At 44.0% G+C, this 26,066-nt stretch carries 15 protein-coding genes and 1 pseudogene; 6 read left to right on the top strand and 10 right to left on the bottom strand.

Features of this window, described 5'->3' with window-relative positions; all coding sequences use genetic code 11:
• Positions 1-184: 184 nt before the first annotated feature.
• The 3 genes from RB622_RS24765 to RB622_RS24755 all read left to right on the top strand — a co-directional run bounded on the left by RB622_RS24765 (position 185) and on the right by RB622_RS24755 (position 7,183).
• Positions 185-3,754 (top strand): TonB-dependent receptor, encoded by a 3,570-nt coding sequence (locus RB622_RS24765; RefSeq protein ID WP_308049431.1) that lies wholly within the window; start codon positions 185-187, stop codon positions 3,752-3,754.
• Positions 3,755-3,780: 26 nt separating this feature from the next.
• Positions 3,781-5,559: a RagB/SusD family nutrient uptake outer membrane protein gene (locus RB622_RS24760; RefSeq protein ID WP_308049430.1), complete on the top strand. Its 1,779-nt coding sequence runs from the start codon at positions 3,781-3,783 to the stop codon at positions 5,557-5,559.
• Positions 5,560-5,635: 76 nt separating this feature from the next.
• Positions 5,636-7,183 carry a VCBS repeat-containing protein gene (locus tag RB622_RS24755; RefSeq protein ID WP_308049428.1) on the top strand — a complete coding sequence of 516 codons (1,548 nt, stop codon included), beginning with the start codon at positions 5,636-5,638 and terminating at the stop codon, positions 7,181-7,183.
• An 88-nt stretch (positions 7,184-7,271) separates the two neighbouring features.
• On the opposite strand, the gene RB622_RS24750 is transcribed toward RB622_RS24755, so the two are convergent.
• From RB622_RS24750 to RB622_RS24735, 4 genes are all read right to left on the bottom strand, one after another.
• The gene (locus RB622_RS24750) at positions 7,272-8,411 is read right to left on the bottom strand and encodes a carboxypeptidase-like regulatory domain-containing protein (protein WP_308049427.1); all 1,140 of its coding nucleotides are present in this window, start codon (positions 8,409-8,411) and stop codon (positions 7,272-7,274) included.
• Positions 8,412-8,602: 191 nt separating this feature from the next.
• Complete coding sequence (locus RB622_RS24745) at positions 8,603-9,085, bottom strand: hypothetical protein (protein ID WP_308049426.1); 483 nt, start codon at positions 9,083-9,085, stop codon at positions 8,603-8,605.
• Between the two features lie 28 nt (positions 9,086-9,113).
• Complete coding sequence (locus RB622_RS24740; protein ID WP_308049425.1) at positions 9,114-10,547, bottom strand: SusD/RagB family nutrient-binding outer membrane lipoprotein; 1,434 nt, start codon at positions 10,545-10,547, stop codon at positions 9,114-9,116.
• A gap of 39 nt (positions 10,548-10,586) precedes the next feature.
• Positions 10,587-13,691, bottom strand: a complete 3,105-nt coding sequence (locus tag RB622_RS24735) for a SusC/RagA family TonB-linked outer membrane protein (RefSeq protein ID WP_308049424.1) — start codon at positions 13,689-13,691, stop codon at positions 10,587-10,589.
• A 229-nt stretch (positions 13,692-13,920) separates the two neighbouring features.
• Here RB622_RS24735 and RB622_RS24730 point away from each other — a divergent pair, with 229 nt between their 5' ends.
• Together RB622_RS24730 and RB622_RS24725 are read left to right on the top strand one after the other, a co-directional pair.
• A complete protein-coding gene (locus RB622_RS24730) occupies positions 13,921-14,289 on the top strand; it encodes a BlaI/MecI/CopY family transcriptional regulator (protein ID WP_308049423.1) in 369 nt (122 codons plus the stop codon).
• A 31-nt stretch (positions 14,290-14,320) separates the two neighbouring features.
• Positions 14,321-16,084: a M56 family metallopeptidase gene (locus RB622_RS24725; protein WP_308049422.1), complete on the top strand. Its 1,764-nt coding sequence runs from the start codon at positions 14,321-14,323 to the stop codon at positions 16,082-16,084.
• Between the two features lie 56 nt (positions 16,085-16,140).
• On the opposite strand, the gene RB622_RS24720 is transcribed toward RB622_RS24725, so the two are convergent.
• The 6 genes from RB622_RS24720 to RB622_RS24695 form a co-directional block, all read right to left on the bottom strand.
• Positions 16,141-17,904: a phospho-sugar mutase gene (locus RB622_RS24720; RefSeq protein WP_308049421.1), complete on the bottom strand. Its 1,764-nt coding sequence runs from the start codon at positions 17,902-17,904 to the stop codon at positions 16,141-16,143.
• Positions 17,905-18,056: 152 nt separating this feature from the next.
• Positions 18,057-20,747: an MGH1-like glycoside hydrolase domain-containing protein gene (locus tag RB622_RS24715; RefSeq protein WP_308049420.1), complete on the bottom strand. Its 2,691-nt coding sequence runs from the start codon at positions 20,745-20,747 to the stop codon at positions 18,057-18,059.
• A 156-nt stretch (positions 20,748-20,903) separates the two neighbouring features.
• Complete coding sequence (locus tag RB622_RS24710) at positions 20,904-22,649, bottom strand: D-alanine--D-alanine ligase (protein ID WP_308049419.1); 1,746 nt, start codon at positions 22,647-22,649, stop codon at positions 20,904-20,906.
• A 153-nt stretch (positions 22,650-22,802) separates the two neighbouring features.
• Positions 22,803-23,060 (bottom strand): NifU family protein, encoded by a 258-nt coding sequence (locus tag RB622_RS24705; RefSeq protein WP_235148998.1) that lies wholly within the window; start codon positions 23,058-23,060, stop codon positions 22,803-22,805.
• A gap of 63 nt (positions 23,061-23,123) precedes the next feature.
• Positions 23,124-24,233: an Mrp/NBP35 family ATP-binding protein gene (locus RB622_RS24700; RefSeq protein WP_308049418.1), complete on the bottom strand. Its 1,110-nt coding sequence runs from the start codon at positions 24,231-24,233 to the stop codon at positions 23,124-23,126.
• Positions 24,234-24,348: 115 nt separating this feature from the next.
• Positions 24,349-25,350: a GSCFA domain-containing protein gene (locus RB622_RS24695; RefSeq protein ID WP_308049417.1), complete on the bottom strand. Its 1,002-nt coding sequence runs from the start codon at positions 25,348-25,350 to the stop codon at positions 24,349-24,351.
• Between the two features lie 169 nt (positions 25,351-25,519).
• Here RB622_RS24695 and RB622_RS24690 point away from each other — a divergent pair.
• A pseudogene (locus tag RB622_RS24690) lies at positions 25,520-25,948 on the top strand (DUF6934 family protein); the annotation flags it as partial.
• Between the last annotated feature and the right edge of the window lie 118 nt (positions 25,949-26,066).

Below are 26,066 nucleotides of genomic sequence, written 5' to 3'. Positions count from 1 at the left end.
TATTCACCAATTAACCCTTTTTTACAAATCTGTATTATGACCTAACTAAAAAAAAGAAGGTTGATGATGTTTGCACCATCACCAACCTGATCCATCATCCCCAACACGAATGTCATCCGCTTTCAACGGATGGAGGATTTGTTTTGTCCATTTTTCCATGTTAAACAAAACTTAAAGTAAAGTTATGAAAAAAATGTATCCTAACTATGCTCATTGGCAGATCATTATGAGATTCAGTTGTGCGCAGCTTATCATTGCAGCACTGCTGTCAACCATTTCCATGGCACGCGTCAGCGAAGCGCAGGAGGTGTTGAACAACCGTGTTACAATTCAAATGCAGAATCAGGATGTACGTAAAGTACTGACTACGATCGAAGAACAGGCAAAAGTAAAATTCCTGTACAGTTCAAGTCTTATCAAAACGGAGCGAAAAATATCCGTCAATCTTCAGCAGCAGCAGCTGGGTGAGGCATTGAAAATAATTCTGAATCCGCTTAATCTGTCTTATGAAGTTTCAGGAAAACAAATTGTTTTGAAACGGATCAAGCTGGAAACGGAGAATCTCGAACCTCAGAAATTCAAAAACCAGACCATTGACCGCACCATTTCAGGAATTGTTTCTGATGCCGGAGGTTCAGGTCTTCCCGGGGTTTCGGTTATAGTTAAAGGAACCTCGCGCGGAGCCAATACCGGCGCGGACGGAAACTATAAAATCGATGTACCAGAAGGAAATGTAACGCTGACTTTCAGCTTTGTAGGTTTCATTTCGAAAGATGTTGTAGTTTCTGCAAGCCAGTCTTCTGCAAACGTAACACTTACAACGGATGAAAAACTGTTGAGTGAAGTAGTCGTGGTAGGTTATGGTACGGCCAGAAAAAAGGATTTGACGGGTGCCGTATCCGTTGTGAAAGTAGCAGAGCTAACCGAGCAGGCTAACTCCAACCTTACTAACCAGTTGCAGGGACGTGCATCCGGTGTGACCGTCCTTACATCCGGCCAACCGGGGCAAGCACCCCAGGTTCGTATCCGTGGTATTAATTCTTATGGTAATAACACCCCTCTTTACGTGGTCGACGGTGTTCCAACACAAGACATCAACAACCTTAACCCGAATGACGTTGAGACCATGCAGGTTTTGAAAGACGCAGGTTCGGCGTCGATTTACGGTTCGCGTGCCTCGAATGGTGTGGTGGTGATTACAACCAAACGCGGGACCGGAAAAGTGAAGATAAGCTACGATATGTACTATGGTACGCAAACGGTTAAGAAGGGAAATGTGTATGACATTCTATCCTCACAGGGAATGGCTGACTTAAAATTCCTTGCGCTTAAAAACTCCGGTGTTACGATTAATGATCCGCAATATGGAAACGGTGCTACACCGGTTTTGCCTGATTACATCGTACCGACCGGTATGAAAGAAGGCTCGGTGGATATGTCAAAATATTATGTCAACCCGAACTATACCGACAAAGCCGATATGGATTCCTTTTACCGTATCGTAAAAGCAAACAAGCAAGGTACAGACTGGTTCCATGAAGTATTCAGTAATGCACCGATCCAGAGTCATAACCTTTCGGTTAGCGGTGGCGGAACAGGCGGAAGTTACATGTTTTCGTTCAACCATTTCAACCAACAGGGAAACCTGATGAACACCTATCTGAAAAGATATACTGTTCGTGCCAACAGCCTGTACAATGTGAACAAACATATCCGCGTAGGTGAAAATATTGCACTGTCGCTGGTTGATAACCCAAGAACAGATATTCTTACAGAAGGCGGCGGTATCGGTATGGCCTTTCGTATGCAGCCGATTATTCCGGTTTACGATGTACAGGGGAATTATGCGGGCTCTTTTGGAAGTGGCTTGGGAAATGCTAAAAACCCGGTAGCCATTCGTGACCGTGCGCGCAATAACCAAGGACTGGGTAATAGCGTATTTGGAAATATGTTTGCCGAAGTTGATCTCTTTAAGGATCTTGTAGTACGTTCCAACTTTGGGGGTAGCTATTACTCACAAAGAGGAAATTCTTTCAGTTATCCGGAGTGGGAGAATGCCGAAAATACAACGACAAACTCTTACACGGAATTCACCAATACGGGCTTCAACTGGACCTGGACAAACACCGCAACCTATGAACACACCTTTAATGATACACATACCATAAAGGTACTTGCGGGAACTGAAGCATACAGCAACTCCGGACGGGAAGTGGGTGGTACTTCGCAAAGCTATTTCTCTTTTGACCCGAACTATACGATTCTTTCTACGGGATCAGGTACACCTACCAACTACAGCGCCAAATACGCTGACGCCTTATTCTCTTACATCGGAAGGATTGATTACAATTTCAAAGACCGTTACTTGCTAAGCGGTACCATCCGTCGTGATGGTTCTTCCCGCTTTACGAATCAGTTTGCTTGGTTCCCGGCTATCAGTGCAGGATGGAGAATTAAAGAGGAAAACTTCATGAAAGGTGTGGAATGGATCACGGATTTGAAAATTCGCGGAGGTTATGGTGTGATGGGAAACCAGTTTAACGTAAACCCATCCAATGCCTTCACGACTTATGGATTAAACAGAAGTCATTCCTTCTATGATATCAAAGGAACAGGAAACAGCACCGTGCAAGGATTCCAGAGAACCCGGGTAGGGAACCCGAAGGCTAAGTGGGAGAGTAACATCAACTCAAACATCGGTATCGATGCGACCTTGTTTAACGGTGCTGTGGAGCTTACCGTTGACTACTACCAAAAAAATATCAATGACCTGCTTTTCTCTCCTGACCTCGCCGCTACTGTCGGCCAGGGATCACCACCTGCTGTGAACCTTGGGAAAATGTCAAATAAAGGTATTGATATGTCCATTTATGCTGAAAAGAATATTACCAAGGATTTCAAGCTGAATGCAACGGCTACCTTGACGACTTACAACAACGAGATAAAAAAAGTCACGGACGGTGCCACTTACTTTGAACAGGAAGGCCGCAGATTTAATGGAAGTAATATCATTCGTAATGCAATTGGTCATTCGATCGGCCAGTTCTTTGGTTATCAAATCGATGGCTTCTGGAATTCTCAACAGGAAATTGATAAGGCTAACACAGGTGCCATCGAAAAATCAGGCAATCCGAATGCCGTGTATCAAAACGAAGTAAAAGTAGGTCGTTTCCGTTATGCAGACATCAATGGTGATGGGATGATCACCGCCGATGACCGGACTTTCCTTGGAAATCCTAGTCCAAAATTCAGCTATGGCTTGAATATCGGAGGTAACTATAAAAACTTCGATTTTGGTATTTTCTTCTACGGTGTACAGGGTAATGAAATCTGGAACAACCTGAAATGGTGGAATGACTTCTACACCAACTTCCAGGGAGCAAAAAGCAATACGGCGTTGTATGATTCATGGAGACCCGATCACATGAACGCTACTGCTCCGATTCAGGAAAACACAGGCTCTTTCAGTACTACCAACGTGCCGAACTCTTACTATGTAGAAAAAGGATCTTACCTGCGTGCGAAGAACGCGCAGCTGGGTTATACATTACCAAAAAGTTTGACACAAAGCTTGAAAATCGAAAGACTACGTGTTTATGTACAAACCGCTAACCTGTTTACGATCACTAAGTACTCCGGTCCGGATCCTGAAGTTGGACAAAGCCAAGTTAACGGCTCCACGGCTTTTGGCCTTGATGAAGGTGTTTACCCTAACACACGCCAATTCCTGATCGGTTTGAACCTGACATTCTAATTACTGTATCCTTAAACAGAAAAAAGATGAAAAAATTAAGATTTTCAAAAATAGCCCTGGTTGTTGCTTTCGGATTGCTTTCATACGCTTGCCAGGACAGCTTTTTAGACAAACCCGCATTGGGCGCATTGAGCGATGCTCAGCTGACGACAAAAGCAGGTGTAAATAACCTCTTAATTGGCGCATATGCTGCTTTGGACGGAAATGGCGTAGGCGCAGCCAGTGCCTGGGACGCTGCTGCGGACAACTGGATCTATGGAAGTATTGCCGGTGGCGATGCTAAAAAAGGCAGTGATGGCGCGGATCAGCCGGGTATTAACTCCATTATGATTTACAGTGCCGGACCAAGCAACGGCTTTTTCAATAGCAAGTGGAAAGCCGCTTACGAGGGCATCAACCGTACTAATACCGTCCTTAAATTGATTCCGCTTGTTACATCCGGCATGACGGACGCGGAAAAAAGCAGCTTTACCGCAGAGGCCCGTTTCTTGCGCGGACATTATTATTCAGAGCTGAAAAAGATGTTCAACATGGTGCCCTGGGTTGATGAAACAACCGTGGATCCCTCAGCAGTTAAGAATGATGCCGATATATGGCCAAATATTGAAGCCGATTTTAAATTTGCCATGGACAATCTTCCGGCAACACAGTCGGAGATCGGAAGGGTAAACAAATGGGCCGCTGCGGCTTATTTGGGCAAAACTTATCTGTATGAGAAAAAATTCACGGAAGCCAAAGGAATTTTTGATCAGGTAATCAACGCTGGTGTTACCAGCAACGGGCTTAAATATGACCTGATGCCGCAATACCAGGACAATTTTGATGCTGCCAAGAAAAACATGGCAGAATCGGTTTTTGCGATTCAGATGGCCGCCAATGACGGAACCAATACGATCGACAACGCCAACACCGGAGGCATGCTGAATTTCCCGTACAACTCTCCTTTTCGTTGCTGCGGGTTTTATCAGCCAAGCTTAGACCTGGCCAATTCCTTCCAGACTGACGCAAACGGCCTTCCTTTGGTTGATAATTACAATGCTTCAACTGTGAAGAATGACATGGGTATCAAGTCTGATGCGGCTTACACGCCGGATGGCACGGTAGCGCTGGATCCTCGTATTGACTGGACAGTTGGACGCCGCGGAATTCCGTTCCTTGACTGGGGAAATCACCCGGGCCAGGCATGGATTCGTGACCAGGGTTATGCGGGCCCCTATTCTCCAAAGAAAAATATGTACTATCAGGCAACGCAGGACAAATATTCTGATCAGCACTCATGGGCTCCCGGAACCGCGATCAACGTACAGGTTATCCGTTTTGCCGATGTTTTGTTAATGGCGGCGGAAGCAGAAGCACAGGCTGGAAGTCTTGAAAAAGCACAGGAACATGTAAACAAGGTGCGTGCACGCGCTGCCAAACCAGAGAGCTGGGTTTATACCTATGCAGATCCTGCAAAACCAATGGGCGGGTACACAAAAACACCGGCCAGCAACTACAAAATTGCAGCCTATCCAGCGGGGGCTTTTGCTGCAAAGGGTAAAGACGGAGCGCTTAAAGCCATTTATTTTGAGCGCAAAATTGAGCTTGCCATGGAAGGTCACCGCTTCTTCGACTTATCACGCTGGGGGGTTGCTGAGCAAACACTGAATGCTTATGTGACTTTCGAAAGCAAAATCACACCTGATGTCAGCGGCGGAAAGTTTCTTAAAAACAGAAACGAATACTTCCCGATCCCACAAAACCAGATTGATTTAAGTACCAGAAACGGCGTTTCATCATTGAAACAAAATCCAGGCTATCAATAACAAACTATAATCCGCAAAAAAGAGGCAGTTTCACGACTGCCTCTTTTTGTTTATCATTGACAAAACAATCCAAGTTATGCACCCGAAAAACCCACTTTTTCAATTCATCGGGATATTCTTTACAATTATTGGCTGCGTTTTTTTCATTGGCTGCCATTCGAAAATCAAAAACGGACAAAGTGAATTAACCGGAGAACTGGCGGAAGGACAAAAACTGGCTGCCAAATATTGCAGCACTTGCCATTTGCCTGTGGCACCAGAACTGCTTGACAAGGAAACCTGGAAAAATCAGGTTTTACCGGCTATGGCCAAACAACTGGGCCTGGAAGTCTGGCAAAATAACCACTATTTCCAAAACGAGCGATCAGCGATTTCACAAAGCGACTGGCTAAAAATCGTTGCCTTTTACGATTCTCTCGCTCCTACTAGTCTTTCTCAAACGGTTGTCCCGGTAAAACCGCTTCATGACTGGGCAATATTTTCATTAAAAACACCTCCAAAAGACACAACCTTTATTGCCACAACTACGCTCCTTGCTATCAACAAAACCGATCATCACCTATACACAAGCAGTGCTGAAAATCCAGATCTGCTTAAATGGGATAAGAGTTTTAAGTCGTCCGTTGCTGCAAAACTTCCGTCACCAGCCGTAGCTATCCATTTTTCAGACACACACAACATCATCACGTCAATCGGTGAAATGAAAGCGGTTGACCTGCCTGGCGGAGCAATACTATCATTGGCTAAAAATCAAAAGAACGAAATTCAAAATCAACCCATAGCTTCCGGTCTCATCCGGCCTATACAAACTGCAACCGGTGATTTTAATAACGATGGGCTGACTGACTACGTGGTTTGCAGTTTCGGTCATAACAAAGGCGGGCTTTACCTGATCAAACAATTGCCGGACAAAACCTTTGAAAAAATACCTGTGAGAGAAGTCGCCGGAGCTACGCAAGCCATTGCAGGCGATTTCAACAAAGATGGATGGCCGGATATTATGGCTTTATTTGCGCATGCGGATGAAGGAATCTGGTTATTTCTGAATAACAAAAAAGGCGGATTTGAAACAAAAAATATACTTCGTTTTCCACCGGTTTACGGATCAAGCAGTTTTCAATGGGTGGACGTAAACAAGGATGGCAAACCGGACATTGTGTACACCGCAGGTGACAACAGCGATTATTCCAGAATTTTAAAACCATACCATGGGTTGTATATTTTCCTGAACAAAGGAGATTTGAATGGCGACGCGTCTCGGTTTGAAAAAACGTTCTTCTACCCTATCAACGGCGCCACCAAGGTTATCGCAAAGGACTTTGATCTCGACGGCGATATCGACCTCGCGGCCATCGCTTTTTTTGCTGATTTTGAAAAAAATGCACCTGAGGGTTTCCTCTATTTTGAGCAAAAAAATACGAAACCATTCCCCGACTTCATACCCCATGCCATTCCGGTTAGTCAACACGGACGCTGGATTTGCATGGATGCGAATGATCTGGACGGGGACGGGGATCTCGATATCGTGTTAGGAAATTACGCCAAGGGCTTTTTAAATCAGGATAATTTTAAGCCGAACTGGGGTCTATCGCTGCCGTTCCTGGTCCTGAAAAACGGTAAATAATGGTTAAGTCTGAGCGTATGCGGGAGAGAGAAAAGTCAAGACTGGGCGTCCCCGTTTTCAAAACTTGACGTCCTTTGTTCACTAACCACTAAAAATCCCCTCTTTTCCAGTCAGCCGGCAGCAATGAGGAGTACCGGTCATTGCCCAGATATCCCGCGATTTCGAAGCCCATGGGCATCACAACCCAGCCTTGCGGCGTGATCACGCAATAACCCTGCGGGAATTTTAACTGGGTATACACATAAGGCATGTCCGAATAAGGCGAACTCCCCCGTTTTTTCATGTAAAAAACTTCCAGCATTGTTCTGGAAAAAACCAGTCTTTCCGTCATCAACTCACCCGGACGAATCAGCCGGTTTCCAAGGATCGGCTCTATTCTGTTATGCACGTTATTGGCAATGCTGTTGTAGCCATTCATACTTCTGACTGACCTGAACATCCGCATCGAATCCGGAATTTCCTGATAAACCTTAAATCCTTCTTCCTGCAAACTATCTGCAACCATGCTGGCAAGCAAATGTTTTAATGAGCCCTGATACGCGATTTTCTGGTTAGTCCGCCATTGTTTTTTCTGAATACTGTCTTTGGGTGTCAGCATTTCAAAACGCGTACTTCCGCCGTATAAAACTCTTCCCTGATAATAATCGAAATCATCCAGATCCTGATGTATTTTATAACCCAGCGCATTGTTTTCAATGATCAGCGGAGCGGAGGTTTGCGCGCTCAAATGTCCGTTGTCATCGAGAGAAATCCGCAACACTTCCGGGTTCAGAATCCTGCATTGTTTTGAAAAAGGCGTTTTCCCGAGCAACTCCCTCGTTATGATCGCCAGATGTTTCTCACGTTTCTTATTCTTTTTGGAATAAATCGTAACACCCGTCAGCTGCATCCCTTCGATAAGTTTGAAATGCACGGTTTTTGCGCCCGGCTGTTCAAATCTCAACGTTTGCTTGACTGTCTCATACCCCAAAAACGATACGGCCATCTCGATCGTACCAATCGTCAACCCTGATAATTTGTAATTCCCATTTTCATCGGCATTGGTTCCGATCGTCGAGTTATTGACAAATACATTGGCAAAGGGCAGCGGCTTCCCCGTTTTCCCATCCGTAACTTTCCCTGAAAGCACCACGGCACCACCTTGCTGCGCAAAAGATATCGAAGCGGCACCGATAAAAATACAAACGGATAAAAGTAATCGCTGGAAAAAATTGGCGTAACGAAACATTATTAGACGGTAACTTTGGGTTAAAGGCTTTCAACCCCAAAGATAAATGAGGAGTTTGGAATCTTCATCCTGATACCAATAATGTTACGGGTCTGTTGCAAAAGAAAATTCCGACCGGAAAATATTCATCCGGTCGGAGCATCATTGTAGGTTGCCAGGAATATATTATCAGTTCTGAGCTAATGCTCAGGTTATTTATTGGTCGTAAGCGTTGCCGATTTTTGCAGAGAGACCAATCCATTTTCCGTCGTTATCGCGGCAAAGAAAATTCTGGTTGTCCCTTTTGTATCCTGCGCCTGGACCGGAACTGTCAAAACATAACTCCTGAGTGTCGCGTCATATTTTTGCGTTCCGGCCGGAATTGTGGCGACTAGTGTTTGCGTACCGGCAGCCGTAGCGGCCCAGTAAACTTTAAACTCTTTCACCGGGATTTCGGAGTTAAACTCAATATTAAACGTCGTTGAAGTCCCTGCGTCGACGGTCTGACCCGTTATCACGGCACTGCTGGAAGTTGTCTGCCTGACCGTTCCAAGCCAGACTATCGAAACCTGGGCCACTTTACCTACACTGGTTGAAATATCATCGATCAGATCCGGCTCGTCATAACATCCAGTCAGAAAAACACTCATGGATAAAACCAGGGAAACCAATATGCAATTTATCTTCTTTCTCATGATGACTCTTTTTAAAATTTTCAGCAAACTATTTAGCGATAAACCACATCGATGTCTCGGGCGTCTTTGCATTTGCCTCAGCATTTCCCGAATTTCTGGTCAATTCAGAAGAAGGATATTTCATACGCTGAATCCGTTTCCCGCCCAGTTCCACGTTCATATTTTGAGGTAATGGAAAATCCCAATAGTCATACTTTCTGAGGTCTGTCCAAATATCCCCAATCAGAAACATCGCCTTATATTTTTCACGAAGGATATGTATCAGCGTCAATTGAGAAGCACCGACATTCACAGTCGGTGATGTCAGATAGCTGGTAATATCAGCATCCGACACCCCCAGTTTTGTCATATTGGCACGGGCAATTTCCAGATAAGCCAGATGTGCCTGCTCCGTGTTTCCTTTGGACGTAAATGTTCCGTTCCCTGACAAAAACCTCGCTTCCGCTTCAATCGCCTTTACTTCACCGTAAGTCATCATCAGAATCGGTGATGTAATGGATGAATGCCAGGATTTAATCGTAAAGTCAACGGTTGAACCGGCATTTGAACCTGGAAAAACACCATTGTAAGTTGTCTGTCCTGTCTTTAAAGTAACTACTTTGGACAAGCGCGGATCTGTAATACCCTGAACTTTTCCGTTCATCAGGTCTACAAAAGTGCTTCCATACGTAACCGAAAGATTTCCCGTGCTGTTAGCCAACGCCACACGGCTGTACCAAGGGCTCAGGTTTTTGGTATTGTAAGGCATTTGAAAATCATCTGCATTACTTTTCATTCCGTTCTGCAAGGCAATTAATGCGTTGTCCCCAGCCTGTTTAGGATTTTTAGCAGAAAGATGCAGGAGATATCTTGCCTTCAGAGAATAGGCAAGGCGCGTCCATTTTCCAAGATCTCCTCCATAGATCAAATCGTCAGTTCCCGGTTTTGCTCCCGTATTTTTCGCCAGATCAGCAATACCTTCATCAAGAAGTTTCTGGATACTGGCGTAAATATCCTGCTGCGTATCATATCCGGGCTGGAAGTTCTTCGGTTCCTGATCAGCCTGCGAAAATGGTATATTTTCCCAGTTTGCCGTTGCCAATCCCAAACCATAAGCCATCAGTGTTTTAGCAATACCCGTATACGCAGGAATGTCGTCCGTTTTACCTTTCAGGATAATTGTATTTAACTGAGGTACCACATACAAATAGAAATTCGACCAGCCAATAGCATTTTCTGATTCCGCATACGTATCGGTCCCGTTAATTCCAAGATTGCTGCTGATTTGCTGTGCATACTGGCAGGCATAGTACGCCTGCTGATAACTCGCCTCACTCGCATAGAACTGCGCAGTCGGGAGTAACTCCTGCACGGTTGCATCGGGTTTCAAGGTTGGATCCACGTTTACATCCAGATAGTTGTCACACCCCAAAGTCAGCGTACCCAGTATCAGGAAAAAGTATATTTTTTTAATCTTATTCATAACCATATAAATTAAGATAAATCCGTTGTCAATGATGTGTTAAAAATTAAGGTTTACACCAAACTGAAAGCTTCGGGTAGAAGGATTATTTCTTCCGACAAAGCCAATCAGATTGGTACCGGAGCCAAAGGTGAGTGCTTCCGGATCATATCCACGGAAGGGTGTGCTCAGGAAAAGATTGGTACCGGTCAGACTAAGCCTCACACCGCCTTTGAAAATCGAATTTCCAAGCAGTTTTTTCGACAACGAATAATTCAGACTAACCGTCCGGATCCTGATCCAGGAAGCATCCTGGATGTTGAGTTTCGACCAACCGTTAAATCGTGTCGAAGTGGAAGGATTGTATAACAAATCATCAAGATAAACGGCTTTCTTATTCGGAGTATAGGAGTTGTCGGCCTGATTGAGTACCACACCATTGAAAATCACCTGCTCATTCCGCCGTTCCGTCAGTTTGATCGAACCGCTCCGCAGTGCATTCCGCTCTCCCAGGTCAATCGCATCGCCCCCGTGCCGCCATTCTGCCAGGATGGACAATGACAGCCCTTTGTAATTGAAAGTATTGGTAAGGCCTCCGATCCAGTCCGGCTGAGCGTTTCCATATTGCGTCAAAGTTGTGCTGGTTTCAGGAAATCCGGTCGTAGCGTTGATCAGCATCTGACCGTCGGGAGCTCTTTTATAATCATAACCCCACAGATCCCCTATCTTGCTTCCTTCCCGGACTTTCAGAGAACCAACGGTATTGTCATAATACGAAATTTCCTGCAACGCATCGGGCATATCAATCACCCTGCCCGTTAATTTCGACCAGTTTACAGCAATATCCCAGGAGAAATTTTGGGTCTGAATAGGTTTTACATTCACCAGCAATTCAACACCCTTATTCCGGATTAAGCCGATGTTGGTGTAGTAAGTTGAAAACCCGGATGCATTGGAAACAGGCGCCTGTACAATCTGGTTTTTGCTGTCCATGGTAAAATAGGTTGCATCAACCATCAGCCGGTTTCTGAAAAAACGCAGTTCTGTCCCCACCTCGATCGACGTTGTTCTTTCCGGTTTCAGATTCTGATCCGCTGCTGCCAATTTTCTGATATAACCGGGCGTGGCATTTCCATAGGGAAAATTGTCGGTTATTTCGTAATAAGTCCCCACCAGGTAAGGTGTAGTAGCTTTACCCACCTGCGCCCAGGAAGCTCTCAGTTTCCCATAAGACAGGATATTATTCTTCGGAAGCTGTTCCGTAAAAACGTAACCTGCGCTAAAAGACGGGTATACGAACGATCGGTTTTTGACCGGAAGTACAGAAACAATATCGTTTCTTACCGTTGCATTTAAATATAAAATATCACGATAACTGAGTTTTGCATCCGCAAAAAAGCTTACGATCCTGAACTGTGCCGGCGAATAAAACCTCTTTTGCTGATTCTGGTAACTGGAAAGCTCGTTCGTGAAGGGTGCATTCCAGTTTTCGCCCCGTTCATAGTAGCTATCCGGTCTTTTACTGTCAACCACGGCATTACCAACCATCAGTGAACCGGCCCAGTTTTCTCCGAAATTCTTTTGCGCCGTTACATACAAATTGGAATTCAGCTCACGATAATTCAGTTTTTCATTGATCAGGAAGCCTTTTACCTGTATCCCGACATCAAAGGTGCTGTCGACCTGACGATGCCTCGTCTCACGATACGTGTCATACGTAATCTGGTATTTTGCAGACAGCCAGTCGGTAAATTTATAATTTAAAGTAATGTCTGAAATATAGCGGTTGATCTTATCGACGCGAGGGCTTTTTTCAACCAGATAACGTGGATTGTCCGTAAATCCGGGAAGAATGTTTTTCTGCGTTCCGTCGGGGTTGAGATAATCATTGACATCATAGGTATTCGGCCAGTAACCCAGCGCACTAAAAATGGACTTATCCCCCGCTGGTGGCCGCTTCCCGCCCGAATTGATATAATTGAACGACCCGGAAACATTGAAATTTTTTGTAAGGTTATAGGCACCGGCAACCTTTGCGGACGTCCTGTTAAAATTGGTGTTCGGTACAATCCCACTCTGCGTATTTCTTCCGAGGGAAACATAGATATTCCCCTTGTCATTTCCCTTCGTAAGCGTCAGATTGTTGTTGTTACGAAAGCCGGTACGGTAAAATCCACGGAAATTATCATAAATCCTGTCCGTCGTATTCTGCGGATCCAGCACCGGGCCGAAAGACTGGTAAGGTGTGCGCCCCGGACCGAGCGGAATAAATTCACCCAGTCTTCCCTGCAAAAACGTTGTCTGAATATCCGGCGACTTCCCAAGCACATCCATGCCCACAGACGATGAAACAGAAATATTCATTTTCCCTGATTTCCCTCGTTTGGTTGTGATGATAATAGCCCCGTTGGAAGCACGTAGACCGTACAAAGCCGTAGCTGCGGGGCCTTTTAAAACAGAGACACTTTCGATATCATCCGGATTAATATCGGCCGCGCGGTTCGTGTTGGCAAACTGCTCGGAAGCACCCGGCGAGTTACTGCCCGCACTTGGCAACGGATTGCCGGCATTTGTCGAATTACTGATAATGATCCCGTCAATCACAAACAAAGGCTGATTGTCGGCGCCTGAACTCAGCGAAGTTACGCCTCGGAGGATAATGTTCACACCCGCGCCCGGTGCCCCGCCGGACCCCGTGATAATGGCGCCCGCAATTTTCCCCTGCAAAGCGCCAACGACATTCGTATTGCCGGAGTTTCTGATTTCCTCGGATTTAACTGACTGGACCGAGTAGCCTATCGCTCGTTTTTCCTGTGTCTGCCCCAGGGCCGTCACCACGACCTCATTAAGTTCAGACGCTTCGGATTCAAGCCTGACATTGACTACTTTCTGATTCCCGATTTTAACCTCAACCCGTTTAAATCCGATAAAACTGAAAACCAATGTCCCTCCGGAATTCACCGCTATGTTGTACTCACCTTTCTCATTGGTCGTGGTTCCGAGCGAACTCCCTTTTACTGCAACATTTGCTCCGGGAATCTCGGAGCCGGCTTCGTCCGTAACTTTTCCGGAAACAGCAATACTCTGGGCCATCAGCGCCTCACAACAGAAGTAACCCAGAAACAATAAAATGAAGAATTTGTTGTGAAGTATTTTTTTCATCATAAGTGGTAGTTAGGTTATAATGATTAAGGCCAATCAGAAATATTTGCCCATTGAATATAATAATATATTTATTAAATATAAATAAATGAATTAAAGTATACTCATATAGAGACTAAAAAGCACTTTTAAAGTCACCGAATGGTCATTAAATTATTACATCAATTAATCTTTTATTTTAATTACTATAAAAATAGTTTGTTAACTATAAAAATAGTTTTAACTTTATTTCATGGAATCAGAAAAGCTCACCAACAAGGAAGAAGAAGTCATGCAGGTGCTTTGGACCTTGCAGCATGCTTTTGTAAAAGATATGTTACCGCTTTTTACAGAACCCAGGCTGCATTACAACACGCTGTCCACGATCATCCGTAATCTGGAAGAAAAAGGATATGTGGCGCACCGGCAATTTGGCAACACCTATGAGTATTTCCCGGCCATCAGCAAGGAAGATTATCAGAACAATTTTGTCTTAAAAAAGGTCGTCGGAAACTATTTCAACGACTCCTACAAGGATCTTGTCGCCTATTTTGCCAAGAATGAAAAAGTAAGTCCTGACGAGTTGAGAGAAATTATCAGGATGATTGAAGAAGGAGAGTAAAAACGATGTCTTAAAATTTAAATTAAAGACCATGCTCATCACTTATCTGCTTAAAGTCAGCCTCTTGCTCGCTATCCTGACACTTGGATATCGCTGGCTTATTCAATTTGAAACTTTCTCAAAAGTCAACCGGGCCCTGTTATGGCTTAATGTCCTGGCCGCCTGGTCACTTCCGTTCATCCCACTTCCCGATTGGGGGCCTGTCACCGTGCAGCAGGAATTTCACCACAGAATTCCCGAAATCATAAAGGAGGCTCCGGTGATTCAGGAGAAAATAGTCCCGGCAAATTCCTCAGTTTCCAGGGTAATAGATCCGCAGACGACAAACTGGAATGGGATGGATTGGATCATGGCCCTATATTTTTTAGGCGTCATCATGCTCACTGCACGGCTTTTGTACCAGGTAGGAAAACTACTGTTTAATTTATGGAAAATGCCCTCTGAGCGGCTGGAAAACGGTATTGTTTTAATCCGAAATGCTGACACTACCGCGCCGTATTCTTTTTTCCGATGGATTATCTGTAATCCTGACAAACATTCTTCGAGTGAAATCGATCATATTTTAGCCCACGAAACTGAACATGTGTACCAGTGGCACAGCCTTGATCTTTTGCTTGCCGAAACACAGCGGATCCTACTCTGGTTTAATCCGGTTGCATGGTTTCACCAGCAGCTGGTTCAGGAAAACCTCGAATACCTGGCTGACCGCGCGGTACTTGAAAACGGTTTTCACAAAAAGCAGTACCAGTTCAGTTTGCTCAAAGCGGTGATGCAGCATCATGAACTGCCGCTAACCAATTCCTTTGCCCAGTCACTACTTAAAAAACGAATCAAAATGATGAACAGGAAGCCGTCCACCGTTTGGGTTTGGGGAAAATACTGGGTTTTGGTCGCTTTAATCTATCTATCCTCAGCGTTTGTTGCGCCCTACCGGCAACAGGTTATCTCTCTCGCGCCATCTGCTACAAAGCCAATTATTGAAGCTCTTTTAGCAGATGACGCGCTACCAGCCTCCTCTGTTTCGGAGATTAAAGGTGAAGAAAGCCTAATAAAACTAAATGAGATTTCCAAAATCGAAGTGCCAGTTATTGCAGAAGAAAATCAGAAAGATTCCATAGGTGTATCCACAAGCAAATGCGTTTTAATAAAAAATGATACACTCTATTGGGCAATTTCTCCCCTTGCCACCTGGGACGATATTAACCGTATGAAAGAAGATGTAAAGAACTTTGGAGGAGAAATAAACATCAACGCCATTGCTTATGATCCCTTGCAGCTGTTCATTACATCGATTGCTGTTCACGTCAAAACAAAAGGCTCATCGGGGCAAGGCAATTCAAGCGAAGGGGAAAAACAAGGTACCTTTAAACCTATCAATGGATACTCCGGTTATATTACAAAAGTCGGATTAGGAATGGGACAATTACCACCCGCACCCTTGCACACATCTTTCGAGAAAGACTATCAACAAGCCTTGGTTTATCAAAAACAAAATGAGGTAAATTTCTTTGAATACAATTTCACCAAGAAGCTGGGTGGGACTAGCAGCACCGGATTGAGTCGAGAACTTCTTGAAGGGGCCAATGCTGAAAGAATTTCCAAAGGAACAGGTCTTGGCAAATCTGAAAACAACACCTTGAAGCTATCTGAATCACTCAAAAATGCAGAATTTTATTTAAACACCAAACCTGCAACTTTTGAAGAAATAAATACGCTTCCGTTTGAAATGTTCGAAAAGGCGCGAATTATTGAAGACGGAAATAAGAAAAAATATATTATCATCCATGCCAAATAGAAAATGGGCGACTGTTCGATGTCCGACGGCCGCCCATTTACATTTTTATTCAATGACTATTTCAACCCCAACTCCTCACCAATGGCAATCACTTTTTCCTTCAAACCAGCATATACGCTGTCGAATTCTGATTTGCCATGAAGCTCAGCGCGAACACCCACATAGAATTTAATCTTAGGTTCAGTTCCGGAAGGACGGCAGGTAAACTTGGTGCCATCCACAGTAAAGAATTGAAGCACGTTCGATGACTCAATACCCATTTCTCCCGACGGAATAGCTGTTGTAGTTCCGGTCGTGAAATCAGTTGTCGTTAATGCTTTGTAATCATCCATGCGGACAACATCGGAGCCAGCCAGTGTTTTAGGCGGATTAGCACGGAAATCAGCCATCATCTGCTGAATTTCCTCCGCACCGGTTTTTCCTTTTTTCGTTAACGAAATCAGCCCTTCGTAGTAAAATCCGAATTGTTTGTAGATTTCGATCAGCATATCAAAAAGGCTCAAACCTTTATCCTTCGCATAGGCCGTCAGCTCGGCGATCATCGCACAGGAAGCAATGGCGTCCTTATCCCGAACGGCGTCACCGATCAGGTAGCCATAACTCTCTTCACCACCACCAATAAACTGCTCAATGCCTTCTTTTTCACGGATTACCTGGGCAATGTATTTGAACCCGGTAAGCGTATTATAACATTGCACGCCATAAGACGCCGCCATTTTATCGATCAGATCGGTTGTTACAATTGTTTTACAAACAAATTGCGTACCCGTTAATTTCCCTGCATCTTTCCAGGCGTTCAGTAAATAATAGATCAAAACGCTGGCAGTCTGGTTGCCATTCAAAAGCTGAATTTCACCGTGATGATTTTTGGCAGCAATACCCACGCGGTCGGCGTCAGGATCCGTACCCAAAACAAGATCAGCATCAATTTCCTTCGCTTTATCAACCGCTTTGGACATCGCTTCACTCTCTTCCGGGTTAGGATAAACAACCGTCGGGAACTGACCGTTTCCATTGGGTTCAGCCTGTTCCTCGATTACCGTCACCGACTCAAAACCCATTTTCTGCAACAAGGGCGGCACAAGCGTTACACCCGTTCCGTGCAAAGGCGTATACACAATTTTCAAGTCCTTCTGACGGTCAATCGCGTCTTTGGAGATCGACAGCGAAAGAATATGATCAAGGTATTTTTCATCAATTTCCGCGCCGATCTTAATCACTTTTGAGGGATCGCCTTCAAATTTGATATCCTCGATGGATTTAATTGCGTTAACCTCATCAATAATGTTCGCGTCATGAGGCGCAACCACCTGGGAACCATCCGTCCAATATGCCTTATAACCGTTATATTCCTTAGGGTTATGAGAAGCAGTCACCACGACCCCGCTGTGACAATTTAACTGACGGATCGCAAAAGACAATTCCGGCGTCGGACGCAAGGCTTCAAAAAGATAAACCGTGATGCCGCTGGCGGAGAAAATATCCGCAATGATCTGAGAAAATTCGTCAGACTTGATGCGGCTATCGTATGCAATCGCTACTTTAATTTCTTCCTTCGGGAATGCCTTGTTCAGGTAATTGGCCAATCCCTGCGTAGCCGTTCCAACCGTATAACGGTTCATGCGGTTTGACCCAACCCCAATTAATCCACGTAAACCACCCGTTCCAAATTCCAGATCCTTGTAAAATGCATCGGTAAGTTCAGTATCATTTCCTTCGTCAATCAATTTCTGAATTGATTGTTTGGTATCGATATCATAATCGCCTTCAAGCCACGTGTTTACTTTGGCCAGGACATTCGGATCTAATTGTGCGGTCATAATTAATTAAAAAGATGGTTTTCAGAAACAGTTAATTTGTAAAATTCAGCCTTTTTACCGTAAAATCTTTCTACGGATTGTAAGCAGCAAAAAGACTAAAAATATCGTTCTCGTTGCGTTATTAATTTTATAAAAGTAAAAATATACCGCAATTATTTACCTACCGGCAATTCTTCTTTTGCAAAATCTTTCATTTTTTCCTGTGCGGTTTTATGAATGAGTTCTGCAACAAGGCCCGTCCAGCCCGTTTGGTGATTTGCTCCGCAACCTCTTCCATTATCTCCATGGAAATATTCATAGAATAAAATATGTTCGCTGAAATTAGGATCATTTTGCATTTTTTCATCATCACCGTTAAATGCCCTTCTTCCCTCGGCATCCTTTTTAAAGATGTTGATCAGACGGTTTGCAATCGCAATCGCCGCGTCTTTGATCGTAACCAGGTTCCCTGAATTTGTCGGATATTCGATCTGGAAATCCTCGCCATAGTATGCGTGGAATTTCATCAGCGAGTCAAAAATTAGGTAATTCAACGGGAACCAGATCGGCCCGCGCCAGTTGGAATTACCGCCCATAATGTCGGTTAAAGCCTCGCCAGGCGTATAATCAACCTGTAAAACCTCACCATTGATGTAAAACTTGTACGGATTTTCTTTGTGGTATTTCGATAAGGCACGCACACCGAAATCAGACAGGAATTCATTTTCATCCAGCATTCGCTTCATGATCATTTTCATCCGGTGACCGCGCAGAATAGAAAGTAATCTGTTTTCGCCTTTTCCGGATTCAAACCAACGCGAGATCAAACGCGCCAGATCGGGCCGATTTGCTAAAACCCACTCCACACGCCGCTTGAAAATTGGCATTTTATCAAGATTCTGAGGATCAAGAATTTCCACTGCAAAAAGCGGGATCAGGCCTACAATCGAGCGGACTTTTAAAAGAATGCTCTGCCCGTTTGGTACATGAATCACATCATAATAGAACTGGTCCTCCTCATCCCACAAACTGATCGAAGAATTTTTACCACCAATGGATTCCATAGCACCGGCAATATGCAGGAAGTGCTCGAAAAATTTCGATGCCATGTCCTGGTAAACTGGGTGCACCAGGGCAATTTCTACGGAAATTCGAAGCATATTCAGCGTATACATCGCCATCCAGCCGGTTGCATCAGCCTGTTGCAGTTTACCACCAAAAGGCATAGGCGTCGACCGGTCGAATACACCAATGTTATCCAGCCCGAGGAATCCACCGCTGAAAATATTATTTCCGGTATCATCCTTCTGATTCACCCACCATGTGAAATTAAGCAGCAATTTGTGGAATATCTTTTCCAGGAATTCGATATCGCCAACACCATTATTCTGTTCGCGGTCAATCTCGTACACCTTCCATGTTGCCCAGCCATGAACAGGCGGATTTACATCCGAAAAATTCCACTCATAGGCCGGAATCTGGCCATTGGGATGCATGTAATATTCCCGAAGCAAAATTTCCAGCTGCCGCTTCGCAAAATCGGCATCGACACGCGCCAACGGCACACAATGAAAAGCAAGATCCCAGGCTGCAAACCACGGATATTCCCACTTATCGGGCATGGAGATAATATTGGCCGAATACAAATGCTTCCAGCCCGAATTCCTGCCCCACTTTCGTCCCTGATTCGGTTCTGGCTGGGCCGGATCACCCTTCAGCCATTCGTATACATTGTAGTAATAAAATTGCTTGCTCCACAACATCCCGGCATAAGACTGGCGCTGGACCGAGCGGAGATCTGCATCGGTAACGTCTTTCTGGATATCGTCATAAAACTCATCCGCTTCACGGATTCTTTTTGCAAAAAGATCCTCAAATCCGCCAAAAGGCTCCGAAATAGAGTGATTAACAAAACGAAGACGAAAAGTAGCACTCTCCCCCGCCTTGATCGTTTTCGTAAATCTGCCCGAGGCCTTGGTGCCAATATTGTTCGGATTTATCGTCTGGCTTTTCCGATCGCTTACGATGTAATCATTAATACCGTCTTTTGGATAGGCCGTGCTATTGGCCGTTCCATATAATTTTTTAAGATTGGATTCATTCTCACAGAACAACAGCTCGTCTGCATTGTCCAGATAAAGATTATACTTTCCATGCTTACGGTGCGTCACCTCGATCAAACGGGTGGAAATTCCGTTCATCATAGGCTTGTAATTGAAAGCCTCATAGCCCCACGACCAGGTGTTTCTGAACATAATGGTCGGCAGGACGGTGATCGGGGCATCTTTCGGGCCACGGTTGTGCACCGTAACTTTCATCATGATATCCTGCTCATCGGCCTTTGCATGCTCAATAAAAATATCGAAATACTCATTGTTATCGAACACACCCGTATCCATGATTTCGTATTCGGGATCGTCTTTCCCTCGCCTGCCGTTTTCCTGACGTAGTTTGTCATAAGGAAACGCCTGCTGGGGGTACTTATACAGCATTTTGGTATAAGAATGTGTCGGCGTACTATCCAGATAATAATACATTTCCTTCACATCCTCACCATGATTGGATTCCCGGTTTGTTAGCCCAAAAATCCTTTCCTTCAAAAATTTATCCTGATGGTTCCAGAAAGCAAAAGAGAGACAAATATGCTGTTTGTTATCAGAAAATCCGCCGATTCCGTCTTCTCCCCATCGGTAGGTTTTGGATAACGCCATTTCATGGGTTATATAATTCCAGGCATCACCGTTACTGCTGTAATCTTCACGCACAGTTCCCCACTGACGCTCAGAGAGATAAGGCCCCCACTTTTTCCAACCTTTATTTTCTTTCTGAAGGCTTAATCGTACTTTTTCTGCGCCATGTACCATTGGTTCGTCAAATTATCGGGGTCAAAAAATTCAATTAAAAGTTCACATTATCCCGAAACCGAGTTTTTTAAGCCCGGCCGGAAAATGCCGAAAATGAAATTTACTAAAAAAGAGCTTTACACAAGCTCTTTTTTATCCTTTAAAATGTGAAATTTATTAATTGTTAATTTTGACTACGAACCACTCTCGAATTAATTCGATTGATTCTATGTCGTTGAAAATGTGTACCTGATCGTCTACTTGCCCCGCAAAAAAATCGGTCAGTGATCGTGCTTTTTCGGCCGTTTCTGTCAATAATGGGTGTCTTCCTTCGGCGAGCAAAATTTCCACATCCGCAATGTATTCCTTAAACATAAAAGGATTAGGCAGCTGATAATATTTACCATCCGCTCCATGTAAAACGGGAACTGGCTTCACAAGGCCTTCCGCGTTCAAACGGCCGTACTCCTGCCTTGCCAAAACATACTGCGCATCGGTAGCCTCAAAAAGAATTCCTTTAAGCGGTTTAACAGCTGTTTTAGCTATGGTTATTTTCTCATCGAGGCGTTCCAGTAAATGCCGGAGACTCCAGGTATCTTTCCCCAAACGTATTCTCTCACGGATGGATTGGCGGATGAAATACGTTAAGGCCTGGGTAACATTTAATCCGATTTCAGCCATTTGTTTAAAAATGAAAGAAGTCGGCGACATACCCGGGATGGTGTTAGGGTCGTGCAGTAAAATAGTTCCGTCCGGTGTTAAAAATCCGTCAATACGCACGCATACCGTAATACCCAATTGCTGAAAAACCTCAGCAATGACTTTCTGAATTTCCTGATTTTTTTCAAGAGAAGCATCAACAGGAATTCTTTTACGGCTTGCTCCCGGCTTGTATTTGGCATTAAAATCAAATACGTCAACCATCTTGATCACTTCGCTTGGAGGCAGTGCCAGCGGTTTTCCATTGTCAAACTGTATACAGCCGCAAGAAAACTCCTGACCTTCGATAAACTCTTCCAGCAAAATCTGATCTTCGGCATTTACGCTGCTCAAAACAACAATCTCATCCTGCACCGCAAAGATACTGTCAAGCTGTTCGATCAGATCTTTTGGATGGTTAATGATCTTGCCGCCATTGACAACAACAGGAAAACCGATACCTTCATCCAGATTAGCCATGCGCTGTGCATAGCCGTGTTTACCGGCAGCATCCAGCGCTTTCCACGTTTTGCTGTCAAGTTCAACCTGGAAAAAACACTGGTTAATCGCAGCTACAAAAGCGTCGAGGGAATCTTCTTTTACAATCGCAACACCAATGGAAGAGCCCTGATGCGGCGCCTTCACCACCAACGGTAAACCTAAATGTTTTTTCAGCACCTGAAAAAGAATGGCGTATTCGCGTGGAATCCACTGTTCATGGCGTAGTGTCCAGCTTTTCTTTTGCTGGTTATTCACCAGGGCGATCATTTCATTTTGGAGAATTTTATCAATTCCTACCGCAGAACCCATTAACCCAGGTCCGCTGTATGGAATTTTAAACCATTCAAGCAAACCCTGAATAGCACCGTCCTCACAGTCGGGCCCGTGCATGGCAAGGAATGCGAACTCAAAATGATCCTTAAACTGGTCCGGCGATAACAGGGTACCGATTTCCGGAGAAACCGGCTCCTTTGCCAATTGTGGAAATGACTCTATATAAGTGTTAAAATCACCTGTCTGATTACTTTTTGTCGGGTAAAAATCTCTGATTTCTTTCGAGTACATCAGAGCATGTTCCAATTTTATAAAGCGACCGAAGCTGTCAACGAAAATCGGAACCGGGGTAAAAAGTGATTTATCTAAGTATTCGAAAGCGGTTTTCCCACCCGCAAATGAAATTTCCCTTTCGCGGGAGGGACCTCCAAAAAAAACTCCTATGCGCATATTATTGCCTGATTAATGCATTTAAAACGTACCTGCAATATAAGCAGTATTTAAAATGAATCAATTGCAACGAATGGTGCATAGGAAATATTTATTTCAACGAAGCCTGTACAGCTTGATTGAATTGCGTTTGTTTACCGGATAAACAAACGGTTATGCTAATGACGGCACATTGGACGCTACCACACGGTTGATGTGAGGAACCGCTTTACGAATCGATTCTTCAAGTCCGGCACGGAAAGTCATTGCGCTCATCGGGCAGCTTTGGCATGAACCCATCAATTCAAGTCTTACAGTAAGGTCATCTGTCAATTCTACCAGCTTCACATCACCGCCGTCTGCATGAAGATACGGACGAACAGTTTCCAACGCCTGCTCAATTAGTTCTAATGTTTTTTCTCTTGAATCCATTATTAAAAAAGTCTATTCGGTAATATGCAAGAATTTATTGATAAAGTCAAACTAAGTTAATAACTAAGCCTGAATTTCTACCATTTGTGTCTTTTCCTTTGTCGCGTTCCGGATAGCAACCTGTTGCGCCAATCCTTCCGCAGCCTCACGAAATGCCTCATTCACGATAGAATTCGTATCCATTACAGCCGGACGACCTTCGTCACCTGCCTCGCGAATGCCTTGTACCAAAGGAATTTGTCCCAACAAAGGTACGTCAAATTTATCAGCCAGCGACTGTCCGCCACCTTTTCCAAAAATATGGTATTTGTTTTCAGGAAGTTCTTCCGGTGTAAACCACGCCATGTTTTCAATAACACCCAAAATGGGCACATTGATTTGCGGCTGCCTGAACATCGACATCCCTTTCACGGCATCAGCCAGCGCCACTTTTTGTGGTGTTGTTACAATAACAGCACCGGTTACCGGCACGGTTTGTACCAGCGTCAGGTGAATGTCACTTGTTCCGGGAGGAAGGTCAATCAGCAAATAATCCAGATCACCCCAGTCGGTGTCACCGAAAAATTGTTTCAGCGCCTGGCTCGCCATCGGGCCACGCCAAACTACTGCACTGTCGGGAGGCGTTAAAAAACCGATGGATATCATTTTTATTCCATACTGACGAATCGGATTGATGTAGTTCTTTCCGTCCCTCGGCGTAATGGTTGGCTGCATATTTTCAGCACCAAACATCAAGGGAATCGAAGGGCCGGAAATATCCGCATCGATAATACCAACGGAAGCTCCCGAGCGGTGTAAAGCCATGGCAAGGTTTGCCGTAACGGTAGATTTCCCTACCCCGCCTTTGCCGGAAGAGATCGCGATTACATTTTTCACACCCGGAATCAAGGCAGCACCCAATGGTCTGATACTTGTTACGTTGGCTGTCAGATTGATGTTAACCTCGACGTCGGGATTCAGATGCGTGTGGATTGCCTCGACACACATTCTGCGTATTAATTCTTTCAACGGGCAAGCAGGCGTTGTTAATACAACCGTAAATTTCACCTGATTTACACCAATTTCGATGTCCTGAATCATGTTCAATGTTACCAGATCCTGTTTTAGGTCCGGCTCCTGAACAGTACTCAAAGCCTGAAGTACTTTTTCTTTGTTAATTGTAAATTCGCCCATTGTTATTATTTCGCACGAAAACCCGTAGCGGTACTGGATATGGATTGGAGGAATATCCAAGCCTTTTATTTAATTACCTGATACAATTGAACACCAATTATGATGAATGAGTTTATCAATTGGCAGGAAATTCGTTAATTCTTCTTTTTATCTCTGCAAGTTCAGCCGACAAGTTCGTAGCAGCCGACAGCCCAATCAATTTGCTTTGAAGTGTATTGAGCAATGTAAAATGGCTCTCTGTCAATCCATGCTTCGGTCTGTGGTTCATCATTTTCAGAATCCCGTCCCACTCTTTCATGAATTCAAGTGCCGGCATATCCATCAATTCGTCCGCAAAAGTACGAAAGATATAGTCCTCTGCTACACTGTTGGGGTGAATAAGGTCAGATTTATAAAAACGATAATCCCGGAGCTCATCGATCATGATCTCATACGAAGGAAAATATTCGACCTGACGGAATTTCTCTGATAAACGATGACAAACCAAACGCAATGTTGACTTACTTACCTGATTCAACGGCAACGTGTCCTTCGTATGACGAACAGGGCTGACGGTCAGGATAATTTTCAGATCCCGGCGCAGCGATTGCAGTTTGAATAAAATTTGTTCAAGACTGATGTTGATCTGATCAATATGCAGCAATTCCTTCACAAACCGGTCGGCGGGCACTTTATGACAATTGCCGACGAGTATGTTGGTGGCCCGATGTCGGTAGGCATAGGCCGTTCCAAAAGTCAGAACCAGCACGTCGGCACTTCCGATAAACTGACTTACTTCTTTGAGTTTTGTTATCAGTTTTGCTTCCAGCTCTTCCCGGGTCGTTGCCCAAAACGAAGAGTGAAAATCATGATGCAGCCATATATTATCCGCATTTTGGTGGTACAAACCTGCATTTGGCACCTTTCCGTCGAGTGCCAGATCGATCAGTTTCGCAATCGAAAGTGGGTTAAAAACGGTTCCAAAAGGATTGTTTAATACAGGAAATTTATAATGATCCAGCTGACTTCCCAATACTTCTGCAAAACAGGAGCCGATGGTTAATATGTTCGAGCCATGATTTATTTTCCAGTCATGGGACGCTAAACTGACTTTTGTATTCAATTCTAATGACTTCATTCTATCTGTATAATATGGGGCGCACAAAAATAATAAGAATTGACCAGTTGGTCACAAGTATGCAGAGGAGGATGATTTTAATAATCAGTATATAAACGTTAAATTTGAGATAATTACACACACTGATCAATAAAATGAATGAGAATCCCTATCCGTTTACCTTTCGCGTACAGAATACCGTTATGAATTTGTTAGTGTTAGTTTGGAAAAAGAGGTTCGAAAGATTGTCCTTTTGAGCCAAACTGAATGGATTGATATCTTTAATTTAGCTTTACTTGATGTATTGGATAATGGAGACATCAGCGATATTTCCGAAACAAAGAATAATGACCTAAGAACCGTTTTAGCTACTGTTATTCAAATAATCGACGACTTTTTAATTAAAAATCCTCACAAATTCGTTCTTTTTAGAGGTAGTGACCCGCGAAGGCATAGACTATACAGAATTATAATTGGACGAGAATTGAAAACGATTTCCGAAAAATTTATAATTTTTGGAGTTAACGAAAACATCCCAAGTTTTTTCGAGTTAGATAAGTCCTATGAGTTCTATCTAATAGGCAACGAAGAGGCAAGAAAATTAAAATTGTTAACCTAAGAGTATGTTTTGGATATTTATTTTGTCATTCTGTTTAAGAAAATTGATAAATAGGCAATTTCAAGCATTGCCTCAGAAGATTCTATGGTTTTCTCAACATCTCTGAAAAGTCTTCGCT

Origin of the sequence: Dyadobacter sp. LHD-138 (genome assembly GCF_030929615.1) — a bacterium.
In the GTDB taxonomy this organism is placed as follows: Bacteria; Bacteroidota; Bacteroidia; order Cytophagales; family Spirosomataceae; genus Dyadobacter.
The sequence above is the reverse complement of the archived record's forward strand: the minus strand, read 5'-3'. Positions and strand labels throughout refer to the sequence as shown.